The sequence below is a fragment of the Micromonospora sp. LOL_025 genome, from assembly GCF_048060285.1.
Lineage (GTDB): Bacteria > Actinomycetota > Actinomycetes > Mycobacteriales > Micromonosporaceae > Micromonospora.
The window spans coordinates 24,618-49,555 of record NZ_JBHMIR010000027.1 but is presented as its reverse complement, the minus strand read 5'-3'; the positions used below and the strand labels follow the sequence as shown (position 1 = coordinate 49,555).

The 24,938-nt window shown below is 74.0% G+C and carries 22 protein-coding genes and 2 pseudogenes; 12 read left to right on the top strand and 12 right to left on the bottom strand.

Going from position 1 to position 24,938, the window contains the following annotated elements:
* Positions 1-55: 55 nt before the first annotated feature.
* Both ACFHW0_RS25400 and ACFHW0_RS25395 read left to right on the top strand, forming a co-directional pair.
* On the top strand, positions 56-700 hold the full coding sequence (locus ACFHW0_RS25400; RefSeq protein WP_416611512.1) for a Maf family protein: 645 nt from the start codon (positions 56-58) through the stop codon (positions 698-700).
* Between the two features lie 9 nt (positions 701-709).
* Positions 710-1,363 carry an O-methyltransferase gene (locus ACFHW0_RS25395; protein ID WP_416611456.1) on the top strand — a complete coding sequence of 218 codons (654 nt, stop codon included), beginning with the start codon at positions 710-712 and terminating at the stop codon, positions 1,361-1,363.
* A 184-nt stretch (positions 1,364-1,547) separates the two neighbouring features.
* Here the strand turns inward: ACFHW0_RS25395 and ACFHW0_RS25390 are convergent, their stop codons facing one another.
* From ACFHW0_RS25390 to ACFHW0_RS25375, 4 genes and pseudogenes are all read right to left on the bottom strand, one after another.
* Complete coding sequence (locus ACFHW0_RS25390) at positions 1,548-2,912, bottom strand: MFS transporter (RefSeq protein WP_416611454.1); 1,365 nt, start codon at positions 2,910-2,912, stop codon at positions 1,548-1,550.
* 81 nt (positions 2,913-2,993) lie between these two features.
* The gene (locus ACFHW0_RS25385) at positions 2,994-3,749 is read right to left on the bottom strand and encodes an ABC transporter permease (RefSeq protein WP_334605359.1); all 756 of its coding nucleotides are present in this window, start codon (positions 3,747-3,749) and stop codon (positions 2,994-2,996) included.
* An 18-nt stretch (positions 3,750-3,767) separates the two neighbouring features.
* Positions 3,768-4,726, bottom strand: a pseudogene (locus tag ACFHW0_RS25380) (ATP-binding cassette domain-containing protein).
* 131 nt (positions 4,727-4,857) lie between these two features.
* Entirely contained in the window at positions 4,858-5,469 is a 612-nt protein-coding gene (locus ACFHW0_RS25375) for a PadR family transcriptional regulator (protein ID WP_416611510.1), read from the bottom strand.
* Between the two features lie 146 nt (positions 5,470-5,615).
* On the opposite strand from ACFHW0_RS25375, the gene ACFHW0_RS25370 reads away from it, so the two are divergent.
* Entirely contained in the window at positions 5,616-7,367 is a 1,752-nt protein-coding gene (locus ACFHW0_RS25370; protein ID WP_416611452.1) for an acetyl/propionyl/methylcrotonyl-CoA carboxylase subunit alpha, read from the top strand.
* A 162-nt stretch (positions 7,368-7,529) separates the two neighbouring features.
* Here ACFHW0_RS25370 and ACFHW0_RS25365 read toward each other — a convergent pair whose 3' ends face one another.
* Positions 7,530-8,417: a LysR family transcriptional regulator ArgP gene (locus ACFHW0_RS25365; protein ID WP_416611450.1), complete on the bottom strand. Its 888-nt coding sequence runs from the start codon at positions 8,415-8,417 to the stop codon at positions 7,530-7,532.
* 96 nt (positions 8,418-8,513) lie between these two features.
* On the opposite strand from ACFHW0_RS25365, the gene ACFHW0_RS25360 reads away from it, so the two are divergent.
* Positions 8,514-9,110 (top strand): LysE/ArgO family amino acid transporter, encoded by a 597-nt coding sequence (locus ACFHW0_RS25360; RefSeq protein WP_416611508.1) that lies wholly within the window; start codon positions 8,514-8,516, stop codon positions 9,108-9,110.
* 77 nt (positions 9,111-9,187) lie between these two features.
* Complete coding sequence (locus ACFHW0_RS25355; protein WP_416611448.1) at positions 9,188-10,627, top strand: GuaB1 family IMP dehydrogenase-related protein; 1,440 nt, start codon at positions 9,188-9,190, stop codon at positions 10,625-10,627.
* Between the two features lie 93 nt (positions 10,628-10,720).
* Here ACFHW0_RS25355 and ACFHW0_RS25350 read toward each other — a convergent pair whose 3' ends face one another.
* The gene (locus tag ACFHW0_RS25350; protein WP_416611446.1) at positions 10,721-11,290 is read right to left on the bottom strand and encodes a TetR/AcrR family transcriptional regulator; all 570 of its coding nucleotides are present in this window, start codon (positions 11,288-11,290) and stop codon (positions 10,721-10,723) included.
* An 82-nt stretch (positions 11,291-11,372) separates the two neighbouring features.
* Here ACFHW0_RS25350 and ACFHW0_RS25345 point away from each other — a divergent pair.
* The 4 genes and pseudogenes from ACFHW0_RS25345 (at position 11,373) to ACFHW0_RS25330 (ending at position 16,174) form a co-directional block, all read left to right on the top strand.
* Positions 11,373-11,820: pseudogene (locus tag ACFHW0_RS25345) on the top strand (DoxX family membrane protein).
* A gap of 25 nt (positions 11,821-11,845) precedes the next feature.
* Positions 11,846-12,310, top strand: coding sequence for a MarR family winged helix-turn-helix transcriptional regulator (locus tag ACFHW0_RS25340; protein WP_416611444.1), 465 nt, complete (start codon positions 11,846-11,848; stop codon positions 12,308-12,310).
* The gene (locus tag ACFHW0_RS25335) at positions 12,304-14,037 is read left to right on the top strand and encodes an ABC transporter ATP-binding protein (protein WP_416611442.1); all 1,734 of its coding nucleotides are present in this window, start codon (positions 12,304-12,306) and stop codon (positions 14,035-14,037) included. Before ACFHW0_RS25340 ends, ACFHW0_RS25335 begins: the two co-directional genes overlap by 7 nt.
* A gap of 175 nt (positions 14,038-14,212) precedes the next feature.
* Positions 14,213-16,174, top strand: a complete 1,962-nt coding sequence (locus ACFHW0_RS25330; RefSeq protein ID WP_416611506.1) for an ABC transporter ATP-binding protein — start codon at positions 14,213-14,215, stop codon at positions 16,172-16,174.
* Positions 16,175-16,233: 59 nt separating this feature from the next.
* On the opposite strand, the gene thrS is transcribed toward ACFHW0_RS25330, so the two are convergent.
* The gene (thrS, locus tag ACFHW0_RS25325; protein WP_416611440.1) at positions 16,234-17,451 is read right to left on the bottom strand and encodes a threonine--tRNA ligase; all 1,218 of its coding nucleotides are present in this window, start codon (positions 17,449-17,451) and stop codon (positions 16,234-16,236) included.
* A gap of 547 nt (positions 17,452-17,998) precedes the next feature.
* Here thrS and ACFHW0_RS25320 point away from each other — a divergent pair.
* Positions 17,999-18,646, top strand: a complete 648-nt coding sequence (locus tag ACFHW0_RS25320) for a DedA family protein (RefSeq protein WP_416611438.1) — start codon at positions 17,999-18,001, stop codon at positions 18,644-18,646.
* A 95-nt stretch (positions 18,647-18,741) separates the two neighbouring features.
* The gene (locus ACFHW0_RS25315; RefSeq protein ID WP_416611436.1) at positions 18,742-19,362 is read left to right on the top strand and encodes a DUF998 domain-containing protein; all 621 of its coding nucleotides are present in this window, start codon (positions 18,742-18,744) and stop codon (positions 19,360-19,362) included.
* On the opposite strand, the gene ACFHW0_RS25310 is transcribed toward ACFHW0_RS25315, so the two are convergent.
* Positions 19,340-20,743 carry an NAD(P)H-quinone dehydrogenase gene (locus ACFHW0_RS25310; protein ID WP_121396632.1) on the bottom strand — a complete coding sequence of 468 codons (1,404 nt, stop codon included), beginning with the start codon at positions 20,741-20,743 and terminating at the stop codon, positions 19,340-19,342. The genes ACFHW0_RS25315 and ACFHW0_RS25310 overlap by 23 nt on opposite strands.
* A gap of 165 nt (positions 20,744-20,908) precedes the next feature.
* Between ACFHW0_RS25310 and ACFHW0_RS25305 the strand changes: the two genes are divergently transcribed.
* Entirely contained in the window at positions 20,909-21,364 is a 456-nt protein-coding gene (locus tag ACFHW0_RS25305; RefSeq protein WP_121396633.1) for a gamma-glutamylcyclotransferase, read from the top strand.
* 91 nt (positions 21,365-21,455) lie between these two features.
* Here ACFHW0_RS25305 and ACFHW0_RS25300 read toward each other — a convergent pair whose 3' ends face one another.
* The 4 genes from ACFHW0_RS25300 to ACFHW0_RS25285 form a co-directional block, all read right to left on the bottom strand.
* Positions 21,456-22,418 carry a GNAT family N-acetyltransferase gene (locus ACFHW0_RS25300; protein ID WP_416611433.1) on the bottom strand — a complete coding sequence of 321 codons (963 nt, stop codon included), beginning with the start codon at positions 22,416-22,418 and terminating at the stop codon, positions 21,456-21,458.
* Between the two features lie 76 nt (positions 22,419-22,494).
* Positions 22,495-23,238: an SCO6745 family protein gene (locus tag ACFHW0_RS25295; RefSeq protein ID WP_416611431.1), complete on the bottom strand. Its 744-nt coding sequence runs from the start codon at positions 23,236-23,238 to the stop codon at positions 22,495-22,497.
* Between the two features lie 28 nt (positions 23,239-23,266).
* Positions 23,267-24,217, bottom strand: coding sequence for a hypothetical protein (locus ACFHW0_RS25290; protein ID WP_416611429.1), 951 nt, complete (start codon positions 24,215-24,217; stop codon positions 23,267-23,269).
* A 5-nt stretch (positions 24,218-24,222) separates the two neighbouring features.
* A complete protein-coding gene (locus tag ACFHW0_RS25285; RefSeq protein ID WP_416611427.1) occupies positions 24,223-24,852 on the bottom strand; it encodes an MBL fold metallo-hydrolase in 630 nt (209 codons plus the stop codon).
* Between the last annotated feature and the right edge of the window lie 86 nt (positions 24,853-24,938).

Below are 24,938 nucleotides of genomic sequence, written 5' to 3'. Positions count from 1 at the left end.
ACCCGAGACGTCGTCGTCCCGGTCAGCCGGTAACGTCGGCGACGTGCCGAAATCCATGCCGCCCCGCCTCGTGCTCGCGTCGGCGAGCCCTGCCCGCCGCAAGATTCTCCAGGCTGCCGGGATCGAACCGGACGTGCTGGTCAGCGGCGTCGACGAGTCCCTCGTGGTCACCGAGCGGGCCGAGGAGCTCTGCCTGGAACTGGCCCGGATGAAGGCGCAGGCGGTGCTCACCCGGCTGCGGCCGGCCGACGACCAGCGGACGTTGGTGATCGGGTGCGACTCGGTGCTGGCCTTCGACGGGGAGATCCTCGGCAAGCCGGACGACGCGGCCGACGCCACCCGGCGCTGGGAGCGGATGCGCGGGCGCAGCGGCGTGCTGCACAGCGGGCACTGCCTGATCGACGTCGAGGCGGGGCGGCGGGCCGAGGCGGTCGCCTCCACGGTCGTGCACTTCGCCGACGTCGGCGACGACGAGATCGCCACGTACGTGGGTACGGGCGAGCCGCTGGCCGTGGCGGGCGCCTTCACGATCGACGGGCTGGGCGGGCCGTTCGTGGAGCGGATCGAGGGTGATCCGAGCACGGTCATCGGGCTCTCCCTGCCGACGCTGCGCCGCCTCCTCGCCGAGTTGGACCTGCGGATCACCGATCTGTGGACGAAGGTCGCGCCCGGCAACCAGACGGTCGAGCCGCTCGGCTAGCGTCCGTTCATGACCACCAAGTCGATCCCGCTCACGTCGGAGCTGCACGCGTACCTGGTCGGGCACGGTGCGCCGCCGGACGAGATCATGCGGGACCTGGCCGAGGAGACCCGCGCGGCCCTGCCGAACGACGCGCAGATGCAGGTCGCACCGGAGCAGGCCGCCTTCCTGACCTTCCTCACCCGACTGCTCGGGGTACGGCAGGCCGTCGAGGTGGGCACGTTCACCGGCCTCTCGTCGCTGGCTATCGCCCGGGGACTGCCCGAGGGCGGGCGGCTGACCTGCTTCGACATCTCTGAGGAGTTCACCGGCATCGCCCGGCGGTACTGGGCCCGCGCCGGTGTGGACGACCGGATCGAGCTGCGGATCGGCCCGGCCGGCGACACGCTGCGCGAGCTGCCCCACGAGCGCCACCTGGACTTCGCGTTCATCGACGCCGACAAGACCGGTTACCCGATCTACTGGGCGGAGCTGGTGCCCCGGATGCGTCCCGGCGGGGTGATCGCGGTCGACAACGTGCTGCGCGGCGGTCGGGTGATCGCCCCGCAGAACGCCGACGACCGGGCCATCGCGGCGTTCAACGACGAGGTGCTCGCCGACGTCCGGGTGGACGCGGTGATGCTCCCGATCGCCGACGGCCTCACCCTGGCCCGAGTGCACTGACCTGACCGGGCAGGACTGCCCCGCGCGATCTTGGTAGGAAACGGCCCCTATGAGGGCCGTTTCCTACCAAGATCGCGGGGAGACGCCAATCGGCGGGCAGGCAGGGACCTTTCCAGACAGGTCTCGGGGAACGGAACGGCGCTCGGTGGGTAGGCAGGGGCCGGGCAGGCCGGTCTGTCAGTGACTAGGCGTTCGTCGTCGCGGGGGTGGTGGGGGCGGGTTCGCCGGCCGGGCACAGGGCGCGGCCCAGACGGGCGGCGAGCAGCGCAGCCGCCGCGATGAAGGCCGGTAGCAGCAGGAAGGCCAGGTGCGGTCCGACGCCGTCGGCCACCCAGCCGAGCGCGACCGGCGCGATCCCGAAGCCGACCCCCATCGAGTACGACGCATAGCCGGCCGCCCGGTCCGCGGCCGGCCCGGCGACGGCGAGCGCGATCGAGATCGCCAGCGGGTAGTGCAGGGCGTTGCCGAGGCCGAGGACGACCAGGCCGGTGACGGCGAGCCAGCCGACGGGCGCGATCCAGAAGAGCGCGAACCCGGCCAGGGACACGCCCAGCGCGGCCAGCAGCAGCGGCACGGGCCGGTACCGCAGGGCGAACCGGCCCCCGACGACCCGGCCCACGAACATGCCGCAGACGATCGCGGCGACGGCGGCCGAGGCCCCGCCGGCCGCCATCCCGGCGTGCGAGCGGAGCACGTCGGCTGTCCAGAGCGACAGGCAGACCTCGATCGAGCCGGTGACCGCCATCAGCACCCAGGCGATCCAGTACGCCGCCGGCAGGCGTCGGCCGGCGTCGGCCCCCGAGGCGACGTCGCCAGGAGCCGAGGAGGCGAGTGCCGAGAAACCGGGAGCCGAGGACCCGGGAGGCGAGGAACCGGAGGCCAGAGAGCCGGAGGCCAAAGGGCCGCGAGCCGAGGAGGCGGGAGTAGCGGAGCCGGGGGCCGGGGCGGTGGGAGGCCCGCCGGGAGCCGCGGCAGCGGGGGCGGGCCGCGGCAGGCGTACGCGGAAGGTCACGGCGGCGAGCGCGACCAGCGCGATCAGGCAGACCTCGACGGCCATCGCCGGTCGCCAGCCCCACCCGGCGTCCACGCTGGCGCCGATGACCAGCGGGGCGAGGATGCCGGCGCCGGCGCAGACGGCGTTGGCCTCGGTCAGCGCCGCCGGTGCGCCGGCGCCGTGCCGGTCGGTGAGCACCACGGACACGCCGCTGATCACCAGCATGCCGAAGGTGGCGATCACGGCGACGGCGGTGATCGTGGCGGGCAGGGCGCGGACGACGCCCAGGGCGGCGACGCCGGCCGCCACGCCCGCCAGCCCGATCCAGATGGCTCGGCCACGGCCGAGGCGCCGGGCCAGGGGTGCGAAGAGCGCCCCGCCGGCCAGCGCGCCGACGGCGATGCCGGTGCTGTGCAGGCCGGCGACGGCGGCCGAGGTGCCCTGTTCGTCGCGGAGCAGCGGTACGACCGGCCCGAAGCCGTAGAGGAAGAAGCCCCAGAGCCCGAGCTGGGCGTAGGTCAGCCAGGTGAGCCGGTCACGGGTGAGGCGGGGCACCGGCCTCACGCTACAAGCGTCGGGCCGGCGCCCCGCCCCTGGTGAGAGGCAACTCTCCCCGTCAGGTAGGGAGGCTCCCGCTCAGCGGACGCTGCGCGCGAACTGCCGGGCGGCCCAGAAGACGCCGGCGGCGGCGAGGATCGCGATGATGCCGAGCCCCTGCCAGACCTTGTCGTCGCCGAGTTCGCCGGCGAAGAGGGCCCGGGTGCCGTCGACCGCCCAGGAGAACGGGTTCCACTCGGCGATGCCCTGGAGCCAGCCAGGGGCGAAGGTCAGCGGCAGCAGGATGCCGGAGAGCAGCAGCACGGGCTGCGCCACGGTGTTCATCAGCGGGGCCAGCGCGTCCTCGCTCTTGACCTTGAGCGCGATGCCGTAGGAGACGGCCGAGGTCATCAGCGCGATCAGGGCGAGCATGAGGTACGCAAGCAGCAGGTCGACGAGGGAGACGCGCAGGTCGAACAGGAGCGCGAGCAGGGTGATGATGACCGCTTGCACGATGAGCGACACCACGTCGCGCAGCGAGCGGCCGAGCAGCAGGGCGAGGCGGCTGACCGGGGTGACCCGGGAGCGTTCGATGACCCCGGCGCGCAGCTCGGCGATCAGGCCGAAGCCCTGGAACAGGCCGCCGAAGATGGCCAGCAGCACCAGCAGGCCGGGTACGAAGATCTTGTAGGCCTCCGCCTGGGTGGGCGCGTTCAGCGCCGGCTTGAGCAGCGGGGCGAAGAGCAGCAGGTACATCACCGGCTGGAAGACGCCGACGAAGACCCAGACGGGGTTGCGCAGCAGCAGCTGGAGCTGGCGCTGGAAGATCAGCCAGGTGTCACGGGCGAGTTTCATGAGGCTCTCCGGTCGGGATCAGGACTCGCGCAGCGAGCGGCCGGTCTTGGTGAGGAAGACGTCGTCGAGGCTGGGCCGGTGCAGCTCGATGGAGTTGAGCCCGAGGCCGGCGGTGTCGACGCGGCGCAGGATCTGCGGGATGGCGGTGGCGCCCTCGTCGACGTAGAGCCGCAGCCCGCCCTCCTCGACGGTCTCCAGCTTGTTGACGTACGGCTCGCCGTCGAGCAGTTGCGCGGCCTGCGGGGTGGCCGCCGCGTCGAGCCCGACCAGCACGACGTCGCCGGAGATCTCGCGCTTCAGCTCCGTCGGGGTGCCCTCCGCGACCACCTCGCCGTGATCCATGATCGCGATCCGGTCGCAGAGCGCGTCGGCCTCCTCCAGGTAGTGGGTGGTGATGAAGACGGTCATCCCGTCGGCCCGCAGCCGGCGGATCTCGTCCCACATGTGCGCCCGGCTCTGCGGGTCGAGGCCGGTCGTCGGCTCGTCCAGGAAGACGATGCTCGGCTCGTGGATGATGCCGAGGGCGATCTCCACCCGCCGGCGCTGGCCGCCGGAGTAGGTCTTGCACTTGCGGTCGGCGTACTCGGTGAGCTGGAAGGCGTCGAGGGCGCGGGTGGCCCGCCGGTGCGCGTCGGCCTTGCCGATGCCGTACATCCGGGCGTGCAGGACGAGCTCCTCCCGGGCGGTGGACTCGTCCCAGGTGCTGCCGCCCTGGGCGACGTAGCCGATGCGGCGGCGCACCTCGGCCGGGTCCTTGCGCAGGTCGGCCCCGGCGACGGTGGCCTCGCCGCCGTCCGGCTCGATGAGCGTGGCCAGCATCCGCAGGGTGGTGGTCTTGCCGGCGCCGTTGGGGCCGAGGAAACCGAAGATCTCCCCTCGGCGACCTTCAGGTCGACGCCGCGCACCGCGTCGACGGTCTTCGTCTGGCGACCCTCTCGGGAGCGGAACGACTTCCGCAACCCTCTGGTCTCGATCATCTCTGCTCCTGGTCGTCCGGGCCGGTGCCACCGGCCACCTGTCTGTCCCTCGGAGACGACGCCGGACGGCATGCTCCCCCGTGGCGTCCCGGGGCAGGCTAACGCGATATAGCTCTTATGGTCAACGTTGATTATTCGTATTCCGTGGGTCGGGGCGGCAGCCGCTCCTCCCAGCCCTGCCATCCCTCCGCCCGCTCCAGCCCCTCGGGCAGGTACGACACCCCCGACTCGATCCGTTCCGCGATCCGCTCGCACCAGGAGATCTCCGCCTCGGACCGGGCCGTCCAGAGCTCGAACATCCACCCCACGTGCACCGGCTTGGTCGAACGCATCCAGTCAGAACTCAACGACGTACGCATCCACTCGACACCGGCGCGCAGCAGGTTCGCCCGGTTGCGCAGGGCGGCCGCCGCCTCGTCGCGCGGCATCGCGGGCAGGAAGGAGAACGCCGCCGTGAACGGATCCGGCGGCTCGTGCAGCTGCCACCACAGGCCCCGCAGCAGCGACTCGAACTCCTCCTCGCCCTTCGGCGTCACCTCGTACGTGGTGCGGGCCGGACGGGCGCCCACCTGCTCGGTGGCCACCTCGCGCAGCAGCCCTTCCTGAGTCAGCTTGCGCAGGGCGTGGTAGATCGACCCGGGCTGCACGTTCGCCCACCTGTCGGCGCTCCAACTGAGCAGCTCGCGGCGTACGTCGTAGCCGTGCACGGGCTGCATCCAGCGCACCAGGCCGAGGATCATCATTCGCGTGGCAGACACCGGATGAGCGTAATAAGCAAATTTGACTAGGGCGCGGTGAACAGTGCGGCATCCCACACTGAGCGATCGTTAGGGCCGCCACGGTGGCCGATACACTCCCGGTCAGTGACCCTCCGGGAGGAGCCAGCAGCGTGCGCAAGGTACTCATCGCCAACCGCGGCGAGATCGCCGTCCGCGTCATCCGCGCCTGTCGCGACGCCGGCCTGGGCAGCGTCGCCGTCTACGCGGACTCCGACCGGGACGCCCTGCACGCCACGCTGGCCGACGAGGCGTACGCCCTCGGCGGGGACACCGCCACCGAGACGTACCTGCGCATCGACAAGCTGCTGGAGGTCGCCGCGAAGGCCGACGCCGACGCGGTCCACCCCGGCTACGGCTTCCTCTCGGAGAACGCCGACTTCGCCCAGGCCGTCATCGACGCCGGGCTGACCTGGATCGGCCCCACCCCGCAGGCGATCCGGGACCTCGGCGACAAGGTCACCGCCCGGCACATCGCCCAGCGCGCCGGCGCGCCCCTGGTGCCGGGCACCCCCGACCCGGTCGGCGGCCCCGACGAGGTGTTGGCGTTCGCGGTCGACCACGGCCTGCCGGTCGCCATCAAGGCCGCCTTCGGCGGCGGCGGGCGCGGGCTCAAGGTGGCCCGCACCATGGAGGAGATCCCGCACCTGTTCGAGTCGGCCACCCGCGAGGCGGTCGCCGCGTTCGGCCGGGGCGAGTGCTTCGTCGAGCGCTACCTGGACCAGCCGCGTCACGTCGAGGCGCAGGTGCTGGCCGACCGGCACGGCAACGTGATCGTGGTCGGCACCCGGGACTGCTCGCTCCAGCGCCGGCACCAGAAGCTGGTCGAGGAGGCTCCCGCGCCGTTCCTCACCGACGCGCAGCGGGCCCAGATCCACGACAGCGCCAAGGCCATCTGCCGGGAGGCGGGCTACCACGGCGCCGGCACGGTGGAATACCTGGTCGGCGCCGACGGCACCATCTCCTTCCTGGAGGTCAACACCCGCCTCCAGGTCGAGCACCCGGTCACCGAGGAGACCGCCGGCATCGACCTGGTCCGCGAGCAGTTCCGGATCGCCGACGGCGAGAAGCTGCGGTTCACCGAGGACCCGACGCCGCGCGGGCACTCCATCGAGTTCCGGATCAACGGCGAGGACCCGGGCCGCAACTTCCTGCCCGCCCCCGGCACGGTCACCGCGCTGCGGCTGCCCACCGGCCCCGGCGTCCGGGTCGACACCGGCATCTCCGCCGGCGACGTGATCGGCGGCAACTTCGACTCGCTGCTGGCCAAGGTGATCGTCACCGGCGAGACGCGTACCGAGGCGCTGGAGCGGGCCCGCCGCGCCCTGGACGAGATGGTCGTCGAGGGCATGGCCACCGCGCTGCCGTTCCACCGGCTGGTGGTCCGGGACGAGGCGTTCACCGCCGAGCCGTTCACCGTGCACACGCGGTGGATCGAGACCGGGTTCGACAACACCGTCCCGCCGTTCACCGCCGCCGCCGGCCCCGCCGAGGCGCCGGCCGAGCGCGAGACCGTCGTGGTCGAGGTCGGCGGCAAGCGGCTGGAGGTCAGCCTCCCCGCCGGCCTCGGCGGGGGTACGGCCACTGCCGCGCCCGCCGCGCGCAAGCCGGCCCGTCGCGGCGGCGGGGCCAAGGCCGGCGTCGCGGTCAGCGGCGACGCGCTCACCTCCCCGATGCAGGGCACCATCGTCAAGATCGCGGTGGCCGACGGCGACACCGTCGCCGAGGGTGACCTGGTCGTGGTGCTGGAGGCGATGAAGATGGAGCAGCCGCTGCACGCCCACAAGGCGGGCACGGTCAGCGGCCTCGCGGCCGAGGTCGGCGCCGTCATCACCGCCGGCGCGGCGATCTGCACCATCGCCTGACCCGCGCCCCGGGCGCGCGGCCTCCGGTCTCGGCGCGGCCGAGGCGGACCCGCCTCGGCGCGGCTCAGGGCCGGCCCCGGCCTCGGCGCAACCCTGGGCCGGCCCGGCCCCCGGCGCGGCCCCGATCTGGCCCTCGACCTCAGCGCGGCTTGAGGTGCGCAGTCAGCGCAGCTCGGCGCCGGCCACCGCCCGGACGGCGGCCGTCAACGCGTCCAGGGTGGTGGAGTCCACCCGCCAGTGCTGCCAGTACAACGGGCGGTCCAGGTGCCGCCCGGCCCCGAGGTCGACGCAGCGTCCGGCGGCGATGTCGGCGTGGGCGATCCGTTCCGGGACCATCCCCCAGCCGAGCCCGAGCCGTACCGCCTCGTTGAAGCCGTCGAAGGACGGGACGTAGTGGATCGGCGGGTCGAGCCGGCGCCGGGTCACGGTGCGGGCGAAGCGCTGCTGGAGCTGGTCCTTGCGGTCGAACGCCAGCATCGGCGCCGACGCGAGGGCGGCCTCGGTGAGACCGTCGGGGAAGTGGCGGGATGCGAACCCGGTCTCGGCCAGGGCGACGTACCGCATGGCGCCCAGCCGCTCCACCCGGCAGCCCTGCACGGCCTCGCGCTGCGCGGTCACGGCCGCCATCGCCGTGCCGTCGCGGATCAGCTCCGCCGTGTGGTCCTCGTCGTCCCGGCGGACGTCGAACAGGAGCGCCAGCTCGGTGGGCAGTCGCGCCAGCGCGCCGACGAACCAGGTGCCCAGCGAGTCCCCGTTCGCCACGACCGTCACCCGGGTGGGTGCGGACCCGCCGACGGCGGGCCGGGCGGCGGCCAGCGCCTCCCGTTCCAGCAGGGCCACCTGCCCGGCGAGCCGCAGCAGCGGCCGGCCCGCGTCGGTGGCCCGGCACGGCTTCGTCCGCCGGACGAGCACCTGACCGACGGACTGCTCCAGCGCCTTGAGGCGCTGGCTGACGGCCGAGGGGGTGACGTGCAGGGACCGCGCCGCCGCCTCGAAGCTGCCCTCGCGGACCACTGCGGCGAAGGTCCGGAGCTGCGTGGTGTCGAGCATGATGAAGCAGAGCTTATCCGCCATGAGAATCTTTAGCTGGGCTGCATCGGATGGGGCTCGTAGCCTCGGCTCGTGCCCGACATCCTCAGCGGTTCCGTGGCCGGCTCCGCCGTTGCCGGCTTCTCCCTCGCCATCGCGCTGATCGCCGCCATCGGCGCGCAGAACGCCTTCGTCCTGCGGCAGGGCCTGCGCCGCGAGCACGTCCTGCCGGTCGTCGCCATCTGCGCCGCGTCCGACGCGCTGCTCATCGCGCTCGGCATCGCCGGCATGGGCGGCGCGACGGCGGAGCACCCCGCCGCCCTCACCGCCGTCCGGTGGTTCGGCGCCGCGTTCCTGCTCGGGTACGCCGCGCTGGCCGCCCGCCGCGCGCTGCGCCCCGGCGCGCTCTCCCCCGCCGACCGGCCGCCGGCCACGCTCGGGGCGACGCTGCTGGCCTGCCTCGCGTTCACCTACCTCAACCCGCACGTGTACCTCGACACCGTCCTCCTGCTCGGCGGGGTGGCCCGCCAGCACCCGCACCACTGGGTCTTCGGCGCGGGCGCCGTGCTGGCCAGCGCGGTCTGGTTCACGGCCCTCGGCGCCGCCGCCCACCGGCTCGCGCCCGTGCTGGCCCGCCCGGTGGCCTGGCGGATCATCGACGGCACGGTGGCCGTCGTGATGGTGGCGGTCGCGGCCACCCTGCTGCTCGACTGACGGCGCCGACCTGCCAGTCGGGGTGTTTTCGGCTACCACCGGGGGCGCGGACGCCGGCGGGCGGGAATGATGGCGACGTGCGGTTCCTTCACGGCGCGGTCCCCGCGCACGACCTGACCTACAACGACGTCTTCATGGCGCCCGTCCGTTCCGAGGTGGGTTCCCGGCTCGACGTCGACCTGGCCACCACCGACGGCACGGGCACCACCATCCCGCTCGTCGTGTCGAACATGACGGCGGTGTCCGGCCGTCGGATGGCCGAGACGGTCGCCCGGCGCGGCGCGATCGCGGTCATCCCGCAGGACATCCCCATCGAGGTGGTGGCGAACGTCGTCGCCTGGGTCAAGCGGCGGCACCTGGTGCACGACACGGCGATCACGCTGGGACCGACCGACACCGTCGGCGACGCGATCCACCTGTTGCCGAAGCGGTCGCACGGCGCCGTGGTGGTCATCGACGAGGAGAGCCGGCCGGTGGGCGTGGTGACCGAGGCCGACACGGTCAGCGTGGACCGCTTCGCCCAGCTCCGGCACGTGATGTCGACGGAGCTGCACACCGTGCCGGCGGACGCGGACCCGCGTACCGGCTTCGAACGGCTCTCGGCGGGGCGGCGCCGGCTGGCCCCGGTGGTCGACGCCGAGGGGCGCCTGGTCGGGGTGCTGACCCGGCAGGGCGCGCTGCGGGCGACCCTCTACCGGCCGGCGCTGGACGACCGGGGCCGGCTGCGGATCGCCGCCGCCGTGGGCATCAACGGCGACGTGACCGGCAAGGCGGCGGCGCTGCTCGAGGCCGGGGTGGACACGCTGGTGGTGGACACCGCGCACGGCCACCAGGAACGGATGATCACCGCACTGCGGGCGGTCCGCGCGCTGGACCCGGCGGTCCCGGTCGCGGCGGGCAACGTGGTGACCGCCGAGGGCGTACGCGACCTCGTGCGGGCGGGGGCCGACATCGTCAAGGTCGGCGTCGGTCCCGGCGCGATGTGCACCACCCGGATGATGACCGGGGTGGGCCGGCCGCAGTTCTCCGCCGTGCTCGACTGCGCCGCGGCGGCCCGGCAGCTCGGCCGGCACGTCTGGGCCGACGGCGGCGTGCGACACCCCCGCGACGTGGCGCTGGCGCTGGCCGCCGGAGCCTCGAACGTGATGATCGGCTCCTGGTTCGCCGGCACCTACGAGTCCCCCGGCGACCTCTACACCGACGCCGACGGCCGGCGTTACAAGGAGAGCTTCGGCATGGCCTCGGCGCGGGCGGTCAGCGCGCGGACGGCCGACGACAGCGCGTACGACCGGGCCCGCAAGGCGGTCTTCGAGGAGGGCATCTCCTCGGCGCGGATGTACCTGGACCCGTCCCGGCCGGGCGTGGAGGACCTGATCGACGAGATCATCGCGGGGGTACGGAGCGCCTTCACCTACGCGGGCGCGCGGGACCTCGCGGAGTTCCACGAGCGGGCCCTGGTCGGCGTGCAGAGCGCGGCCGGCTACACCGAGGGGATGCCGCTGCCCACCAGCTGGTGACACCGCCGTCCGGCTGGCGGCCCACCCGCCGCCGCCGGCCCGCACGGCCCTTCCTGATCTTCCCCGGCCTGGTGCCCGGCGGCGGGGGATCCGTCAGGTCTGCGGGAAGAGGCGGTGGATCACCTCGCGGGCCGCCGCCCGGGGGTCGTCGCCGACCCGGGGCGGCAGCGCGCCCGAGAGCCAGAGCGTGGCGAAGCCGTGCACGATGGACCAGGCCGCGAGCGCGTCGCCCTGCGGGTCCTCCGCCGTCGGGCGTCGCTCGGGCAGCGCGGCGACGCCCGAGCGCAGCGCGTCCCCGGCGCGCTGGCGGGCCGCCACCAGCTCCTCCGCGTCGGGCCGGTAGAGGTCCGGCCGGAACATCACCTCGAAGTGCGCGCGGTGGCCGACCGCGAAGTCGACGTACGCGACGCCCCGGTCGAGCAGGTCGCCGCCGGCGTCGTACAGCGCCTCGGCCAGCAGCTGGAAGCCCTCGGCGGCGAGGGCGGTGAGCAGCCCCGACTTGTCGCCGAAGTGGTGTGCCGGGGCGGCGTGCGAGACGCCCGCCCGGCGGGCCAGGTCGCGCAGGCTCAGGGCCGCCGGGCCCGACTCCTCGATCACCTGCACCGCCGCCGCGAGCAGGGTGCGACGCAGGTCGCCGTGGTGGTAGCCGCGCGTTCCGATCATGCCGCCATCGTATCTAGCCGTTGACAAGATGGCACCTCGGAGGCAATCTTGTCGGCGACAAGTTGCTGCCGAGGGGGTACCGATGGCTCCGCTGATCGCACTCGTGGCCGGCACCGCGCTCGCCCGACTGGCCGGACTGGTCGGCGTGGCCGCCCTCGACGGCTGGCACCCGGCGCTGCGGGTGGGCCTGGCGCTGATGTTCGTGGTGACCGGTGTCGCGCACTTCGCCCCGGCCTACCGGGCCGACATGATCGAGATGGTGCCGCCCGGCCTGCCCCGGCCCGACCTGCTGGTCACCATCACCGGGGTGCTGGAGCTGGTGGGCGCGGTCGGGCTGCTGGTGCCGGCGACCGCCCGCTGGGCCGCGGCCGGGCTGGCCCTGCTGATGCTGGCCATGTTCCCCGCGAACGTCTCGGCGGTCCGGCGCGGGCTGTCCCTGGCCGGCCGCCCGGCGACCCCCCCTCGGCCCGCGTACGGCGGAGCAGATCCTCTTCGTCGGGGTGGCGGTCGCTATTTCGTTTGGGGCCTGACGTTCAGGTCGCTAATCTATCGGCCATGGAACTGATGACGCTACGGGACGTGCCGATAGCGCGACTGCTCGTGGTCGCCGGGCACGTCACCGGACAGCGGTGGAACCGCTACCTGGCGGAGGCGCACGGCCTCACCCAGGCGGGGATGGTCACCCTGATGACCCTCGCCGAGCACGGCGAACTGCCGCACCGCACGGTGGCCGAGCACTGTTTCGTCCGGCCGGCCACCCTGACCGGCATCGTCGACACCCTCGAACGCGACGGCCTCGTCGAGCGGCAGCGCGACGAGGCCGACCGGCGCAGCGTCAAGATCGCGATCACGCTGGCGGGCCGCGCCCGGATCGACGCGCTGACCGCCATGATCCGCTCCGGGCACCCGCTGACCTCGGTCGACGCCGATCCGGCGAAGGCGGCGGTGATCCGCGAGTTCCTCCTCGAAGTCATCGGCAACGGCGACCACGGTACCCCGGAAGGGGGTCCGGCGTGCTGACCCGGCTGCTGCGTACGCACCTTCGCCCGTACCACCGGCCGCTGGCCGCCGTGGTGCTGCTCCAGTTCGTCGGCACGATGGCGTCGCTCTACCTGCCCAGCCTCAACGCCGACATCATCGACCTGGGCGTGGCCCGGGGCGACACCGGCTACATCCTGCGCACCGGCGGCTGGATGCTCGCGGTCAGCCTGGTCCAGATCGTCTGCTCGGTCGCGGCCGTCTACCTCGGCGCACACACGGCGATGGCCTTCGGCCGGGACGTCCGGTCGTCGATCTTCGGGCACGTCAACCGCTTCTCCGCCCGCGAGGTCGCCCGGTTCGGCGCGCCCTCGCTGATCACCCGCAACACCAACGACGTGCAGCAGGTGCAGATGCTCGTGCTGATGAGCTGCACGATGCTCGTCGCCGTGCCCATCATGAGCGTCGGCGGCGTGGTGATGGCGCTGCGCGAGGACGTCGGGCTCTCCTGGCTGATGCTCGTCAGCGTGCCCGTGCTGGCCGTCGCCCTGTGGCTGATCATCCGGCGGATGGTGCCGGGCTTCCGGCTCATGCAGACCCGCATCGACACGGTCAACCGGGTGCTGCGCGAGCAGATCACCGGCATCCGGGTGGTGCGCGCGTTCGTCCGGGAGCCGTACGAGACGGATCGCTTCGCCGCGGCGAACGCCGACCTCACCGCGACCGCCCTGCGCATCGGCCGCCTGATGGCATTGATCTTCCCGGTGGTGATGCTGGTGCTCAACGTCTCCAGCGTCGCGGTGCTCTGGTTCGGCGCCGAGCGGGTGGACGCCGGTGCGATCCAGGTCGGCGCCCTCACCGCCTTCCTCCAGTATCTGATGCAGATCCTGATGGCCGTCATGATGGCCACCTTCATGCTGATGATGGTGCCGCGGGCGGCGGTCTGCGCCGAGCGGATCGTCGAGGTGCTCGACACCGACTCCTCCGTGGTGCCCGCCGCCCACCCCGTGACCGAGGTGACCGCCCAGGGCGAGCTGGAACTGCGCGACGTCGCGTTCCAGTACCCGGGCGCGGCCGAGCCGGTGCTGCGCAACGTGTCGTTCCGGGTGACGCCGGGGACGACGACGGCGGTCATCGGCAGCACCGGCGCGGGCAAGACCACCCTGCTGTCGCTCGTGCCCCGGCTGGTCGACGCGACCGCCGGCGCGGTGCTGGTCGACGGCGTCGACGTACGGGACCTGGCGCCGGACGAGCTGTGGCGCCGCATCGGGCTGGTGCCGCAGCGGCCGTACCTGTTCACCGGGACGGTGGCGAGCAACCTGCGCTACGGCAACCCGGACGCGACCGACGCGGAACTCTGGGAGGCGTTGGAGATCGCCCAGGCGCGGGACTTCGTCGAGGCGATGCCCGAGGGGTTGGAGGCGCCGGTCGCGCAGGGCGGCACGAACGTCTCGGGCGGGCAACGGCAGCGGCTGGCCATCGCGCGGGCCCTGGTCCGGCGGCCGGAGATCTACCTCTTCGACGACTCGTTCTCCGCGCTCGACCTCGGCACGGACGCGCGGCTGCGGGCGGCGCTGCGCCCCGTCACCGCGGACGCCGCCGTGGTGATCGTGGCGCAGCGGGTCTCCACCATCGTCGGCGCCAACCAGATCGTCGTGCTCGAGAACGGGGGCGTGGTCGGGATCGGCCGGCACGACGAACTACTACTCACCTGCCCGACGTACGCCGAGATCGTGGCGTCGCAGAACACCACGGGGGTGGTCGCGTGAGCGCGCGGAGCGAGCGAACCGTCAGGCACAGCGGCGCGGCGCGGCGCGCCGTCGCCGAGCGGAGCGAGGTGACGGAGTGAGCACCATACCGCAGCAGAAGCCGGCCGCCGACGCGGCGACGCCGAAGCGGCTGCCGGCCGGCGGGCAGCGCGGCGGTCCGCACGCGGGCGTCGGGATGCCCGCCGAGCGGTCGATGAACTTCGGGCCCTCGGCCCGGCGGCTGCTGGGCCGGCTTCGCCCGCAGCGCCTCCAGCTCATCGCCGTGATCGCGCTGGCGGTGCTCAGCGTCGGGCTCAGCGTGGTCGGGCCGAAGGTGCTCGGCTGGGCCACCGACCTGATCTTCACCGGGGTGATCGGCCGGCAGTTGCCGGCGGGCACCACCGCCGACCAGGCGGTGGCCGCGGCGCGGGCGGCCGGCAACGACAACTTCGCCGACATGCTCGCCCGGATGGACGTGGTGCCCGGCGTGGGCATCGACTTCGCCGCGCTGGCGCGGGTGCTGCTGCTGGCGCTCGGGCTCTACCTGGCGGGCAGCCTGCTGATGTGGTGGCAGGGCTGGCTGCTCAACGGGGTGGTGCAGCGCACCGTCCTGCGGCTGCGCGCCGAGGTGGAGGAGAAACTGAACCGGCTGCCGCTGCCCTACTTCGACCGGCAGCCCCGGGGCGAGCTGCTCAGCCGGGTCACCAACGACATCGACAACATCTCGACGAGCCTCCAGCAGACGCTGAGCCAGCTGCTCACCTCGCTGCTCACCGTGGTCGGCGTGCTCGCCATGATGTTCTGGATCTCGCCGCTGCTCGCCCTGGTGGCCCTGGTCGCGGTCCCGGTCTCGGTGGTCGTCACCACCGCCATCGCCAAGCGGTCGCAGCGGCAGTTCATCGCCCAGTGGGCGCACACCGGCGAGCTGAACGGTCAGATCGAGGAGGCGTTCACCGGCCACGAACTGGTCAAGGTCTTCGGCCGGCAGCGCGAGGTCGAGGCGGCCTTCACCGCGAAGAACGACGAGCTGTTCCGGGCGAGCTTCGGCGCCCAGTTCATCAGCGGGATCATCATGCCGGCGATGATGTTCGTCGGGAACCTCAGCTACGTGGCGATCGCCGTGGTCGGTGGCCTGCGGGTGGCGTCCGGGTCGATGAGCCTCGGCGACGTGCAGGCGTTCATCCAGTACTCGCGGCAGTTCACCCAGCCGCTCACCCAGGTCGCCTCGATGGCGAACCTGCTCCAGTCCGGGGTGGCCTCCGCCGAGCGGGTCTTCGCCGTGCTCGACGCCGAGGAGCAGAGCCCCGACCCGGCCGAGCCGGCCCGGGTACGCGACCCGCACGGCCGGGTCGAGTTCGCGAACGTCTCCTTCCGGTACTCCCCCGACAAGCCGCTGATCGAGGACCTCTCCCTGGTCGCCGAGCCCGGCCACACGGTCGCCATCGTCGGGCCGACCGGGGCCGGCAAGACCACGCTGGTCAACCTGGTCATGCGCTTCTACGAGCTGGACGCCGGCCGGATCACGCTCGACGGGGTGGACGTCACCACGATGCGCCGCGACGACCTGCGCGGCCGGATCGGCATGGTGCTCCAGGAGACCTGGCTCTTCGGGGGCACCATCCGCGACAACATCGCGTACGGCCGCCCCGGGGCGACCGAGGAGGAGATCCTGGCCGCGGCCCGGGCGACGTTCGTGGACCGGTTCGTACGCAGCCTGCCCGACGGCTACGACACGGTGATCGACGAGGAGGGCAGCAACGTCAGCGCCGGCGAGAAGCAGCTCATCACGATCGCCCGGGCCTTCCTCGCCGAGCCGTCGCTGCTGATCCTGGACGAGGCGACCAGCTCGGTGGACACCCGCACCGAGGTGCTGCTCCAGCGGGCGATGGCGGCGCTGCGGTCGGACCGGACGAGCTTCGTCATCGCGCACCGGCTCTCCACCATCCGTGACGCCGACCTGATCCTGATGATGGAGGACGGCCGGATCGTGGAGCAGGGCACGCACGACGAGCTGCTCGCCGCGCGGGGCGCGTACCACCGCCTGTACCGGTCGCAGTTCACCGCCGCCCTCCAGCCCGACCCCGACCCCGAGCCCGCCCCCGGGCCCGGCCTCCGGCCCGACCCCGAGCCCGCGCCGCTCGAAGGGTCGTCCCGGTGACGGGGAGGCCGCCGGCGGCGACGGGCGGGCGGGCGACGGGGTCGGGGCCGGGCGGGGGCTCAGCGGGTCGGCAGCAGGGCCGGGCCGCGGTCGGCCACCACCGCGCCGATGAGCCGGAGGGCGTCGGCGGCGGGCATCGGGTCCAGGGCCCGGCCGCCGCGCAACCGCAGCGAGACCGCGCCCTCGGCCGCCTCGCGGGGGCCGACGACGGCGGCGTACGGGACCCGGGCGCGGGCCGCGTCGCGGATGCGGGAGCCCAGCGAACCGGCCCCGTCGACCTCGACGCGCAGCCCGGCGGCCAGCGCGTCGCGGGCGAGCCGGGCCGCCGCCCCGGCCTGCTCGTCCCCGACGGGCAGCACCACCAGCTGCACCGGGGCGTACCAGGCGGGGAAGGCGCCCTCGTGCACCTCGATCAGGTACGCGAAGAGCCGCTCCATGCTGCCGACGAGACTCCGGTGCACCATCACCGGTCGACGCCGCGCCCCGGACGCGTCGGTGTACGACAGGTCGAACCGTTCCGGCTTGTCGAAGTCGAGCTGGACGGTGGAGAGGGTGAACTCACGGCCGGCGGCGTCCACCACCTGAATGTCGATCTTCGGGCCGTAGAAGGCGGCCTCCCCCGGGGCCTCGGTGAACTCCACCCCGTCGAGCGCGGCGCGGAGCAGCTCCTCCGCCCGCGCCCACTGGGCGTCGTCCCCGACGTACTTCTCCCCCGGCCCGCGCAGCGACAGCCGAAACCCCGCAGCCCGTACGCCGAGCGCCGCGTGCGCCTCGCGGATCAGCCGGAGGATCTCGACGACCTCCTCGCCCACCTGCTCCAGGGCGCAGAAGTTGTGCGCGTCGTTGAGCGAGATGGCCCGCACCCGGGACAACCCGCCGAGCACCCCCGAGCGCTCGGCGCGGTACATGCCGCCCAGCTCGGCGATCCGCAGCGGCAGCTCCCGGTAGGAGCGGCCCCGGGCCCGGAACACCAGGGCGTGGTGCGGGCAGAGCGCCGGGCGCAGCACGAACTCGTCGTCGGCGGAGAGCGCCATCGGCGGGAACATGTCGTCGGCGAAGTAGTTGAGGTGGCCGGAGAGTTCGAAGAGTTCCCGCCTGCCCAGCGGCGGGGTGAGCACGTGCCGGTACCCGGCCCGGCGTTCCAGCTCGCGGACGTACTCCTCGACGGCGTGCCGGGCGGCGGCGCCGGCCGGCAGCCAGAGCGGCAGCCCGGCGCCGGCCAGCGGGTCGGAAGCGAACAGCTCCAGCTCCCGGCCGAGCCTGCGGTGGTCGATCATGTCGCGCTCCTTGATCGGGTACGGCCCGGAGGCGACCCGGTCACCGGACGCGACGAGGCCCCGGGGCGGATCGCCCCGGGGCCTCGTCGACGGTCAGGTCAGTACGGCGCGCCGGGGTCTCCCGGCGTCGTGGTGGATACCGCACTGCGCATGGGGCGACGGTACGTCCCCGGTCGCGGAGACCGCAGCCGGTTTTTCCGGGCGGTCCGGCACCCGGACGGCGGGGACGGGAGCACGGGTCGGCACGCCGCGCGGCACGGGGGCGGGCCGCCGGCACGGGACCTGCCGGCGGCCCGCGGCGGCCGCACCGTCAGGAACGGGGGACCCGACGGTCGTGGGGCCGCGCGCCGACAACGGTACGCCGGGCCGTCCCGATCCGCCGACCCTCGACGCTGCGCCGAGGCGTCACCTGCGGCGGTGTCCGCTCGTTGTGTCCGGTGGCCCTGCCGTGTCGGTGGTCACCACGCGCCAGGGCCCTGCCCCGTGACGCCGGACGACCCGTCAGGCTCGGTACCCGCAATCGGCCCCGTCCGGCGAGGTGGCAGTCGTGCCCGAACTACTCACTGAGGTCGCATCGCCGGCCTGGGCGTACCTCGCACTGCTCGCGCTGCTGGTCGCGGACGCCTTCGTGCCCGTGATCCCCACCCAGGTCGTGATGATCACCGGCGGCGCCCTCACCGTGTACGGCGGGCTGAACCTGCCGGTGACCATCGCCGTCGGCGCGCTCGGCGTCTTCGTCGGGGACCTGGCCTGCTACCTGCTCGGGCGGGGCGCGCCGGACCGCCGGGCGCCGCGCGACGCCCAGCGGGGCCGGGCCCGGCGCGTCGCCAGCCGGGTCACCCAGGGGCTGCGCCGGCCCGGGCCGCTCGTGATCCTGCTCTGCCGCTTCGTGCCGGGCGGCCGGATGGCGGCCTGCTTCTCGGCCGGCCGCAGCCGGTACCCGTACCGGCTCTTCCTGCTCTACGAGGGCCTGGCGGCGCTGGGCTGGGCCACGTACGGCGGGCTGGTCGGGCACCTCGGCGGGACGGCGCTCACCGAGTCCGCGTGGCGGCTGGCGCTGATCGCGGGGGTCGCCGCGGCCGGTTTCGCGGCGGCGGGCTGGGCCATGACCGCCGTCGGGGCCCGGCGGGCCGCCGAGTCGGTCGCGGTGCCGATCGTCGCCCCGGCGCGGCGGGACGCGCCCGGGGCGGAGTGACCGGCCGCTCCGGCGCCGCCTAGGGGTGGTCCCGGGGACCGATCTCCGTGGGCGGCCCGGATCCGCCTGGGGTCCCTGCCGGGACAGGCTGGGCCATGCGCGGAACCCGGAACAGTGGACTGCTGGCGCTCGGCGGGATCGCCCTGGCGACGCTGCTCGCCGTGGTCGGCCACGTCGAGGTGAACGAGAACCTGGACCCGTGGACGCTGACGGTCAGCGACTACGCCGTCTCCGACCGGGGCGGCGTCATCGACGTCGCCATGCTGGTGCTCGCGGCGGCCACCGCCGTGCTCCTGCCCGCCCTGTGGCGCGTCCACCGGCCGCCCGCCGCCGGAGCGGGGCGGGCTGCCGAGGCGTTCCTGGCCGCCTGGGTCGGCGGCCTGCTGCTGGCCGCGGTGGTGCCGACGAACGAGCCGGGCCTGCCCATGGACACCGCCGCCTACGTCCACCGGTACGCCTCGGTGGTCGCCTTCCTGGCGCTGCCGGTCGCCGGCTGGCTGCTCGCCCGACGCCTGCCGGAGGCCGCCGGCCGCCGGGTACGCGGTCTCGCCACGGCCAGCGTGGTCCTGGCGGCGGCGATGGTCTGGTCGGCCTACCCCGGCGACCGGCTGCTGCTCGGCCTGGTCGAGCGCCTGCTGATCCTCACCGAGGTCGCCGTGCTCGTCGTCGTCGCGGTCGCCCTGCTCCGGCGGGTCACTCCAGTTCGTGCAGCATGAGCTGGCGGGCGGCCTCGGTGATGGAGCCGGAGAGGCTCGGGTAGATCGTGATCGTCTGGGCCAGCTCGTTGACCGTCAGGTTGTTCTCCACCGCCATGGTGATCGGCAGGATCAGCTCGCTCGCCTTCGGCGCCACCACCACGCCGCCGATCACCTGCCCGCTGGCCGGGCGGCAGAAGAGCTTGACGAAGCCGTCGGCGAGGTCGTCCATCTTGGCGCGGGCGTTGCCGTCCAGCGGCAGCATGACCTGTCGGGCCGGCACCTTGCCCGCGTCGACCTCGTCCTGCGAGACGCCCACGGTGGCCAGCTCCGGATCGGTGAACACGTTCGCCGCGACGGTACGCAGCCGCAGCGGCCGGACCGCCTCGCCGAGCGCGTGCCACATCGCGATCCGACCCTGCATGGCGGCCACGCTGGCCAGCGGCAGCACCCCGGTGCAGTCGCCGGCCGCGTAGATGCCGGGCACGTTGGTCCGGGAGACCCGGTCGACGGTGACGTAGCCGCCCCGGGCCAGCGCCACGCCGTACTCGGCCAGGCCCAGGTCGGCGGTGTTGGGGATGGAGCCGACCGCGATCAGCGCGTGCGAGCCGGCCACCCTGCGGCCGTCGGAGAGCTCGACCTCCACCCCGTCGGCGGTACGCCGGACCGCGTCCGCCCGGGAGTTGTTCAGGATGCTCATGCCCCGGTTGCGGAAGACCCGCTCGATGGCCATGGCCGCGTCGGCGTCCTCGTGCGGCATCACCCGGTCGCGGCTGGAGACCAGGGTCACCTGCACGCCCATCGCCAGGTAGGCGCTGGCGAACTCCGCGCCGGTGACGCCGGAGCCGACCACGATCAGGTGCTCGGGCAGCTCCGGCAGGTCGTACACCTGGCGCCAGGTCAGGATGCGCTCGCCGTCCGGGACGGCGGTGGGCAGCTGGCGCGGGGTGGCGCCGGTGGCGACCAGCACGGTCGACGCGGCGATGGACTGCTCCCCGCCGCCGTCGGTCGGGGTGACGAGCACCCGGTGGGTGTGGCCGAGCGTGTCCTCGCCGAGCCGGGCGGTGCCCGACACGAAGGTCACCCCGGCCTTGACCAGCTTGGCGTGGATGTCGGCGGACTGGGCGAGCGCGAGGCGCTTGACCCGCTCGTGCACCGTGCGGGCGTCGACCGTGACCGCCTCCAGCCCGTCGGAGTGCACCCCGAACTCCTCGGTGTCCCGGTAGCCGGTCACCACCTCGGAGCTGGCGATGAAGGTCTTCGACGGTACGCAGTCGGACAGCACACAGGCCCCGCCGGCGCCCTCGGCCTCCACCACGGTGACATCAGCGTCCAGCTGCGCGGCGACCAGGGCCGCCTCGTAGCCGGCCGGTCCACCGCCGATGATCACGATCCGGCTCACAGGGCCATCCTTTCGTTCGCGGCTGCGGGGCTCCGCTCCGCTGCACTCCTCGCGCTCACCGTGCCCGCCCCCGACCAATGCTCACAGTGACTTTCTTCTCCCGAACGCGTCCGACACGCTCCGTCGTATTCTCCCCCACCCCGCGGGCGGGCTATCGTCATCGCCGTGCGTCATCACGCCGCCTACGGCTCTAACCTCGACCCCGCCCGCATGCGCGCCTACTGTCCGCATTCGCCGATGGTGGGCACCGGCTGGCTGGAAGGCTGGCGGCTCACCTTCGCGGGTGAGAACGTGATCGGCTGGGAGGGTGCGGTCAGCACGGTCGTCGAGTCCCCCGGCGACCGGGTCTTCGTGGCGATCTACGACATCCACCCCTACGACGCCGCCCAGCTCGACGAGCTCGAGGGGGTGACCGCCGGCACGTACCGCAAGCTGCACGTGCGCGTCTCCACCCTCGACGGCGACGTGACCGCGTGGATCTACGTCTTCGACGGGTACGAGGGCGGGCTGCCCACGGCGTGGTACCTCTCGGAGATCGCGAACGCCGCCGAGAAGGCGGGCGCACCGGACGACTACGTCACCGAGCTGCGGTCCCGCCCCACCGGCACCGCGTCGGCCTAGCCCGTACCGTCGGCCCAGCGCGTATCCCACGGCCCCCAGTCTGCTCCGGCACCGGACGGGGCCCCCATCCGGCCCCGCCCGGCGTCGTCAATCACACACCGGCGGCCGGCACGACCAGCTCGTACATGTCGGTCCAGCTCACCTCGCGCAGCCCGACCGACCGGTAGAGCGTCACCGGGGCGGTCGGGTTGGTCAGGTCCACGCCCAGCCCGGCGGACTCCCGCCCCTTGGCCGCGTAGGTGGTGAAGGCCCGCAGCAGCAGCGCCGCGCCCACCCCCCGCCGCCGGTACGGCGGCAGCACCGACAGGCTGCGTACGAAGCCCTCGTTCTGATCCAGCGCCTGGTCCGAGGACTGGAGCGCGCCGGCCGGCACGCCGTCGACCTCGGCGATGAACCACTCGTCCCAGGTGGTGCCGTACGGGGTGAGCCGCTGGCGCCACTGCTCGAAGCCGACCGGCTCGTAGTCCGGGGTGTCCCGGAACGCCGTGTCGAAGATCCGGTGGAACTCGCGCAGGTCGGCCTCGTCCTCGCCGCGCAGCGGACGGAGGGTCACCCCGGGCGGGAGTGGCGGCTCGGCCGCCAGCCCGGCCAGCGACCGGCGCATCCGCACGTACCGCTTGGCCAGGGTGAACCCGGCCTCGGCCACCTCCGTCGCCCACCGCGTCTCTGGGGCGAAGACGGCCGTACGGACGGTGAGCGCCGGCACGCCCCGGTCGGCGGCACGTTCGGCGACCCGGTCGAGCTGCCGGGCCAGCAGTGGCGCCCGTAGGTCGTCGCCCCGCCCCGGTTCCACGTACACCTCGACGAACTCGCGCCCCACGCCGGTCGGATTGTCGAGCGTCGCCCAGGCCGCCACCACGTCCCCCGGGTCGGTGACGACCCACGAGTCGCGGGCCGGGTCGAAGAACGGCGCGGTCAGCGCGGCCGTGACATCGTCGGCGTCGAAGTCCGGGTAGCCGACGGCGAAGGTGTCGGCGGCGTGCACCACCGTCAGGATCGCCGGTACGTCGTCCAGGGTGGGGCGGCGGGCGTGCCAGCCGGCGGGAAGAGTCACGGAGGCGATCCTGACAGGCGGGCCGGCGGGTCGCCGCCGATTTTCCGGCCACCCCGGGCGGCCGCGTGCCGGCGGCTCAGCCCGGGTCGGTCAGGTGGGTCCGGGTCGCGGTGAGCAGCTCCACCAGCTCGGCGCCGTCGGCCGGGCCGAGCGCCGCGAACGCCGGCGAGGCCAGCCGGTCGGTCACCGCCTCGGCCCACAGCCGCCGCCGGACCAGCGGACCGACCGGCGGGTACGGCGGCGGCCAGCCGCAGGCGACCGCGCCCGCCTCCCCCTCCGGCCCGGCGAGCACGGCCTCCAGCGGGGTCATCCCGCTGGCCCGGACCGCGATCAGGTGCGCCCCTGCGAAGTACTCCCGGAGCAGGCGCAGGCCGACGGCCGCCCGGGCACCGGCCGTCCGGACCGGCACCGGCATGGCGCGCCAGGCGGCGAAGAGCGGCATGCCGCTGGCGTCCGCGGCGTCGACCGCGCGGCTGAGCAGGGCCGCGAGCCGGCTCACCCCGGCGAGGGCGTCGAGCCGCTCCTCGCCCCACCGGCAGCACTCGACCAGGGTGGCGGCGGCCACCTCGACCGGCGGGACGACCCGCCGGGCCGCGTCCCAGCCGTCGGCGACCGCTTCGGGGGCCAGGAAGCCGAGGGCGGCGGCCACCGTCTCGGCGCGGACGTCCCCGAGGGCGCCGGCCCGCCCGGTGACGTAGAACGCCCAGCCGGAGATGCCGAGCAGCCGCGCCCGACGCAGGGTGGTGGGGCAGCGGGTGAAGACGTCGCCGAGGTCCAGCACGATCGGTTTGCTGGCCGCGGCGACCTGTTCCGGCGTCATCCGCGCACTCCCCGTCCGTCCACAGGGGTCAGTCTGCCGCGCCGTCGCCCGACTCGGCATCCCCCTCTTCGGCGTCGAGGGCCTCCACCGCCGCCTCGACCTCGCCGGCGCGGCGGCGCGCGGCCGTCACCACCCGTTCCGCCCCGCGCCGCGCCAGCCTCGCCCGGCTCAGGTCCTGCTCGGCGACGGCCCGGCGCCGCTCCAGCTCGGCCAGTTCCGCCTCGATCGCGTCCAGGGCGCCGGCGCCGTCGCGCTCGGCCGCCGTCGCGCCCGCCAGCTCCGCCTCGGCGCGTTCCTGGTCGGTACGCGCCTTGGCCAGCTCCTTCTCCAGCGCCCGCCGTCGGCGCGCCCGCTCCGCCTGGGCGGCCCGTTCCGCCTGCTCGGCGCGGAGCGCGGCCCGGTCGGTGCCGCCCCGCTGCTTCCCGGTCGGCTCGGGCCGGGGCGCCGGCTCCGGCTCCTCCCCACCGGTCACCAGACGCAACTGGGGGCGGGGCACCTCGCCGAAGCCGGCGTAGGTGGCGGCCCGCAGCAGCCGGCCGGAGCGGACCTGTTCGGCGACGTCGGTGTCGGCGAGCGCGGCGTTGAGGGTGGCCTCCACCTCCGCCAGCGGCAGCTTCCCGGCCGGCGGGGCCCCCTCGGCCCCGGCCGCCAGCTTACGCACCTCCGCGACGAGCGCGCCGACGACCGCCCGCCGCTGGGTGGAGAGTTCCCGCAGCCGGGGCCCGCGCAGCTCGCGTTGGGCGGTGCGCAGCGCCTCGGCGAGCTGAGCCAGGTCGGCGACCAACTCGGGGCGGCGGATGGCGAGCAGGTTGACCAGCCAGGCGGCCACGGTGGGCCGGCGCAGCCGGGCGATCTCCCGGGCGGCCTTCGGGTCGCCGGCGCGGCGGGCCTCGGCGACAGCCTCGGCGCGGATCGCGACGAACCTGTCCGGCGGGGTGGTGTAGAGCCGGTGCACCAGCTCTCGGGGCGGGCCGGGCATCGCTGTCAGGCGTCGACCCGGGTGCCCGGCTCGAGCCGGCGGTACTCCACGTCGGACAGCCGGGCGAAGTTGCCGTTGAGCACGTTGAGCCCGTTGTCGTTGAGCAGCCCGTCGTGCAGCGCGTACGCCCGGCGTGGGGCGACCGCCCGGAGGAAGTCCAGCGACTCGGAGAACTTCGTCCACGGGGCGTGGATCGGCAGGAAGAGCGTGTCGACCTGCGCGTCCTCGGGGACGACGAGGCTGTCCCCGGGGTGGTAGACGACGTCGTTCAGCAGGTACGCCAGGTTGTCGACCACCGGGATGTCGGGGTGGATCACGGCGTGCCGGCCGCCGTGGGCGCGTACCGGCACGCCGGCGGCCGTGAACGACTGTCCGGGTCGGACCGCGTCCAGCGCCTCGGCGGCGTCGCCCAGGGTGCCGGCCAGCGACGCCGGGCCGTGGATGACGAACCGGCGCCGGTCGAGCTGCCGGGTGACCGCCTCGACGTCGAGGTGGTCGGGATGCTCGTGGGTGATCAGCACCGCGTCGGCCCCGTCGAGCGCAGCCGCCTCGCTGAACACGCCCGGGTCGATGACCAGCACTCCCCCGTCGTGCTCCACCCGCAGGCAGGAGTGGGCGTACTTGGTGAGCTGCATCGTGACTCCAAGATTATCGAATCGTGATGTCCTCAGCGCAGTCTGCCGGAACCGGCGTGGTGGCGCGTCACGTCTGAGGTATCGCC

What these genes read in the sequence shown, in the direction of transcription:
- ACFHW0_RS25295 (WP_416611431.1), bottom strand. Translation starts at nt 23,238, where the DNA reads ATGACGCCGGAACAGGTCGCCGCGGCCAGCAAACCGATCGTGCTGGAC.
- ACFHW0_RS25285 (WP_416611427.1), bottom strand. Translation starts at nt 24,852, where the DNA reads ATGCAGCTCACCAAGTACGCCCACTCCTGCCTGCGGGTGGAGCACGAC.
- ACFHW0_RS25365 (WP_416611450.1), bottom strand. Translation starts at nt 8,417, where the DNA reads ATGCTCGACACCACGCAGCTCCGGACCTTCGCCGCAGTGGTCCGCGAG.
- ACFHW0_RS25315 (WP_416611436.1), top strand. Translation starts at nt 18,742, where the DNA reads ATGCGCGGAACCCGGAACAGTGGACTGCTGGCGCTCGGCGGGATCGCC.
- thrS (WP_416611440.1), bottom strand. Translation starts at nt 17,451, where the DNA reads ATGATCGACCACCGCAGGCTCGGCCGGGAGCTGGAGCTGTTCGCTTCC.
- ACFHW0_RS25395 (WP_416611456.1), top strand. Translation starts at nt 710, where the DNA reads ATGACCACCAAGTCGATCCCGCTCACGTCGGAGCTGCACGCGTACCTG.
- ACFHW0_RS25350 (WP_416611446.1), bottom strand. Translation starts at nt 11,290, where the DNA reads ATGATCGGAACGCGCGGCTACCACCACGGCGACCTGCGTCGCACCCTG.
- ACFHW0_RS25375 (WP_416611510.1), bottom strand. Translation starts at nt 5,469, where the DNA reads ATGATGATCCTCGGCCTGGTGCGCTGGATGCAGCCCGTGCACGGCTAC.
- ACFHW0_RS25340 (WP_416611444.1), top strand. Translation starts at nt 11,846, where the DNA reads ATGGAACTGATGACGCTACGGGACGTGCCGATAGCGCGACTGCTCGTG.
- ACFHW0_RS25290 (WP_416611429.1), bottom strand. Translation starts at nt 24,217, where the DNA reads ATGCCCGGCCCGCCCCGAGAGCTGGTGCACCGGCTCTACACCACCCCG.
- ACFHW0_RS25400 (WP_416611512.1), top strand. Translation starts at nt 56, where the DNA reads ATGCCGCCCCGCCTCGTGCTCGCGTCGGCGAGCCCTGCCCGCCGCAAG.
- ACFHW0_RS25385 (WP_334605359.1), bottom strand. Translation starts at nt 3,749, where the DNA reads ATGAAACTCGCCCGTGACACCTGGCTGATCTTCCAGCGCCAGCTCCAG.
- ACFHW0_RS25330 (WP_416611506.1), top strand. Translation starts at nt 14,213, where the DNA reads ATGCCCGCCGAGCGGTCGATGAACTTCGGGCCCTCGGCCCGGCGGCTG.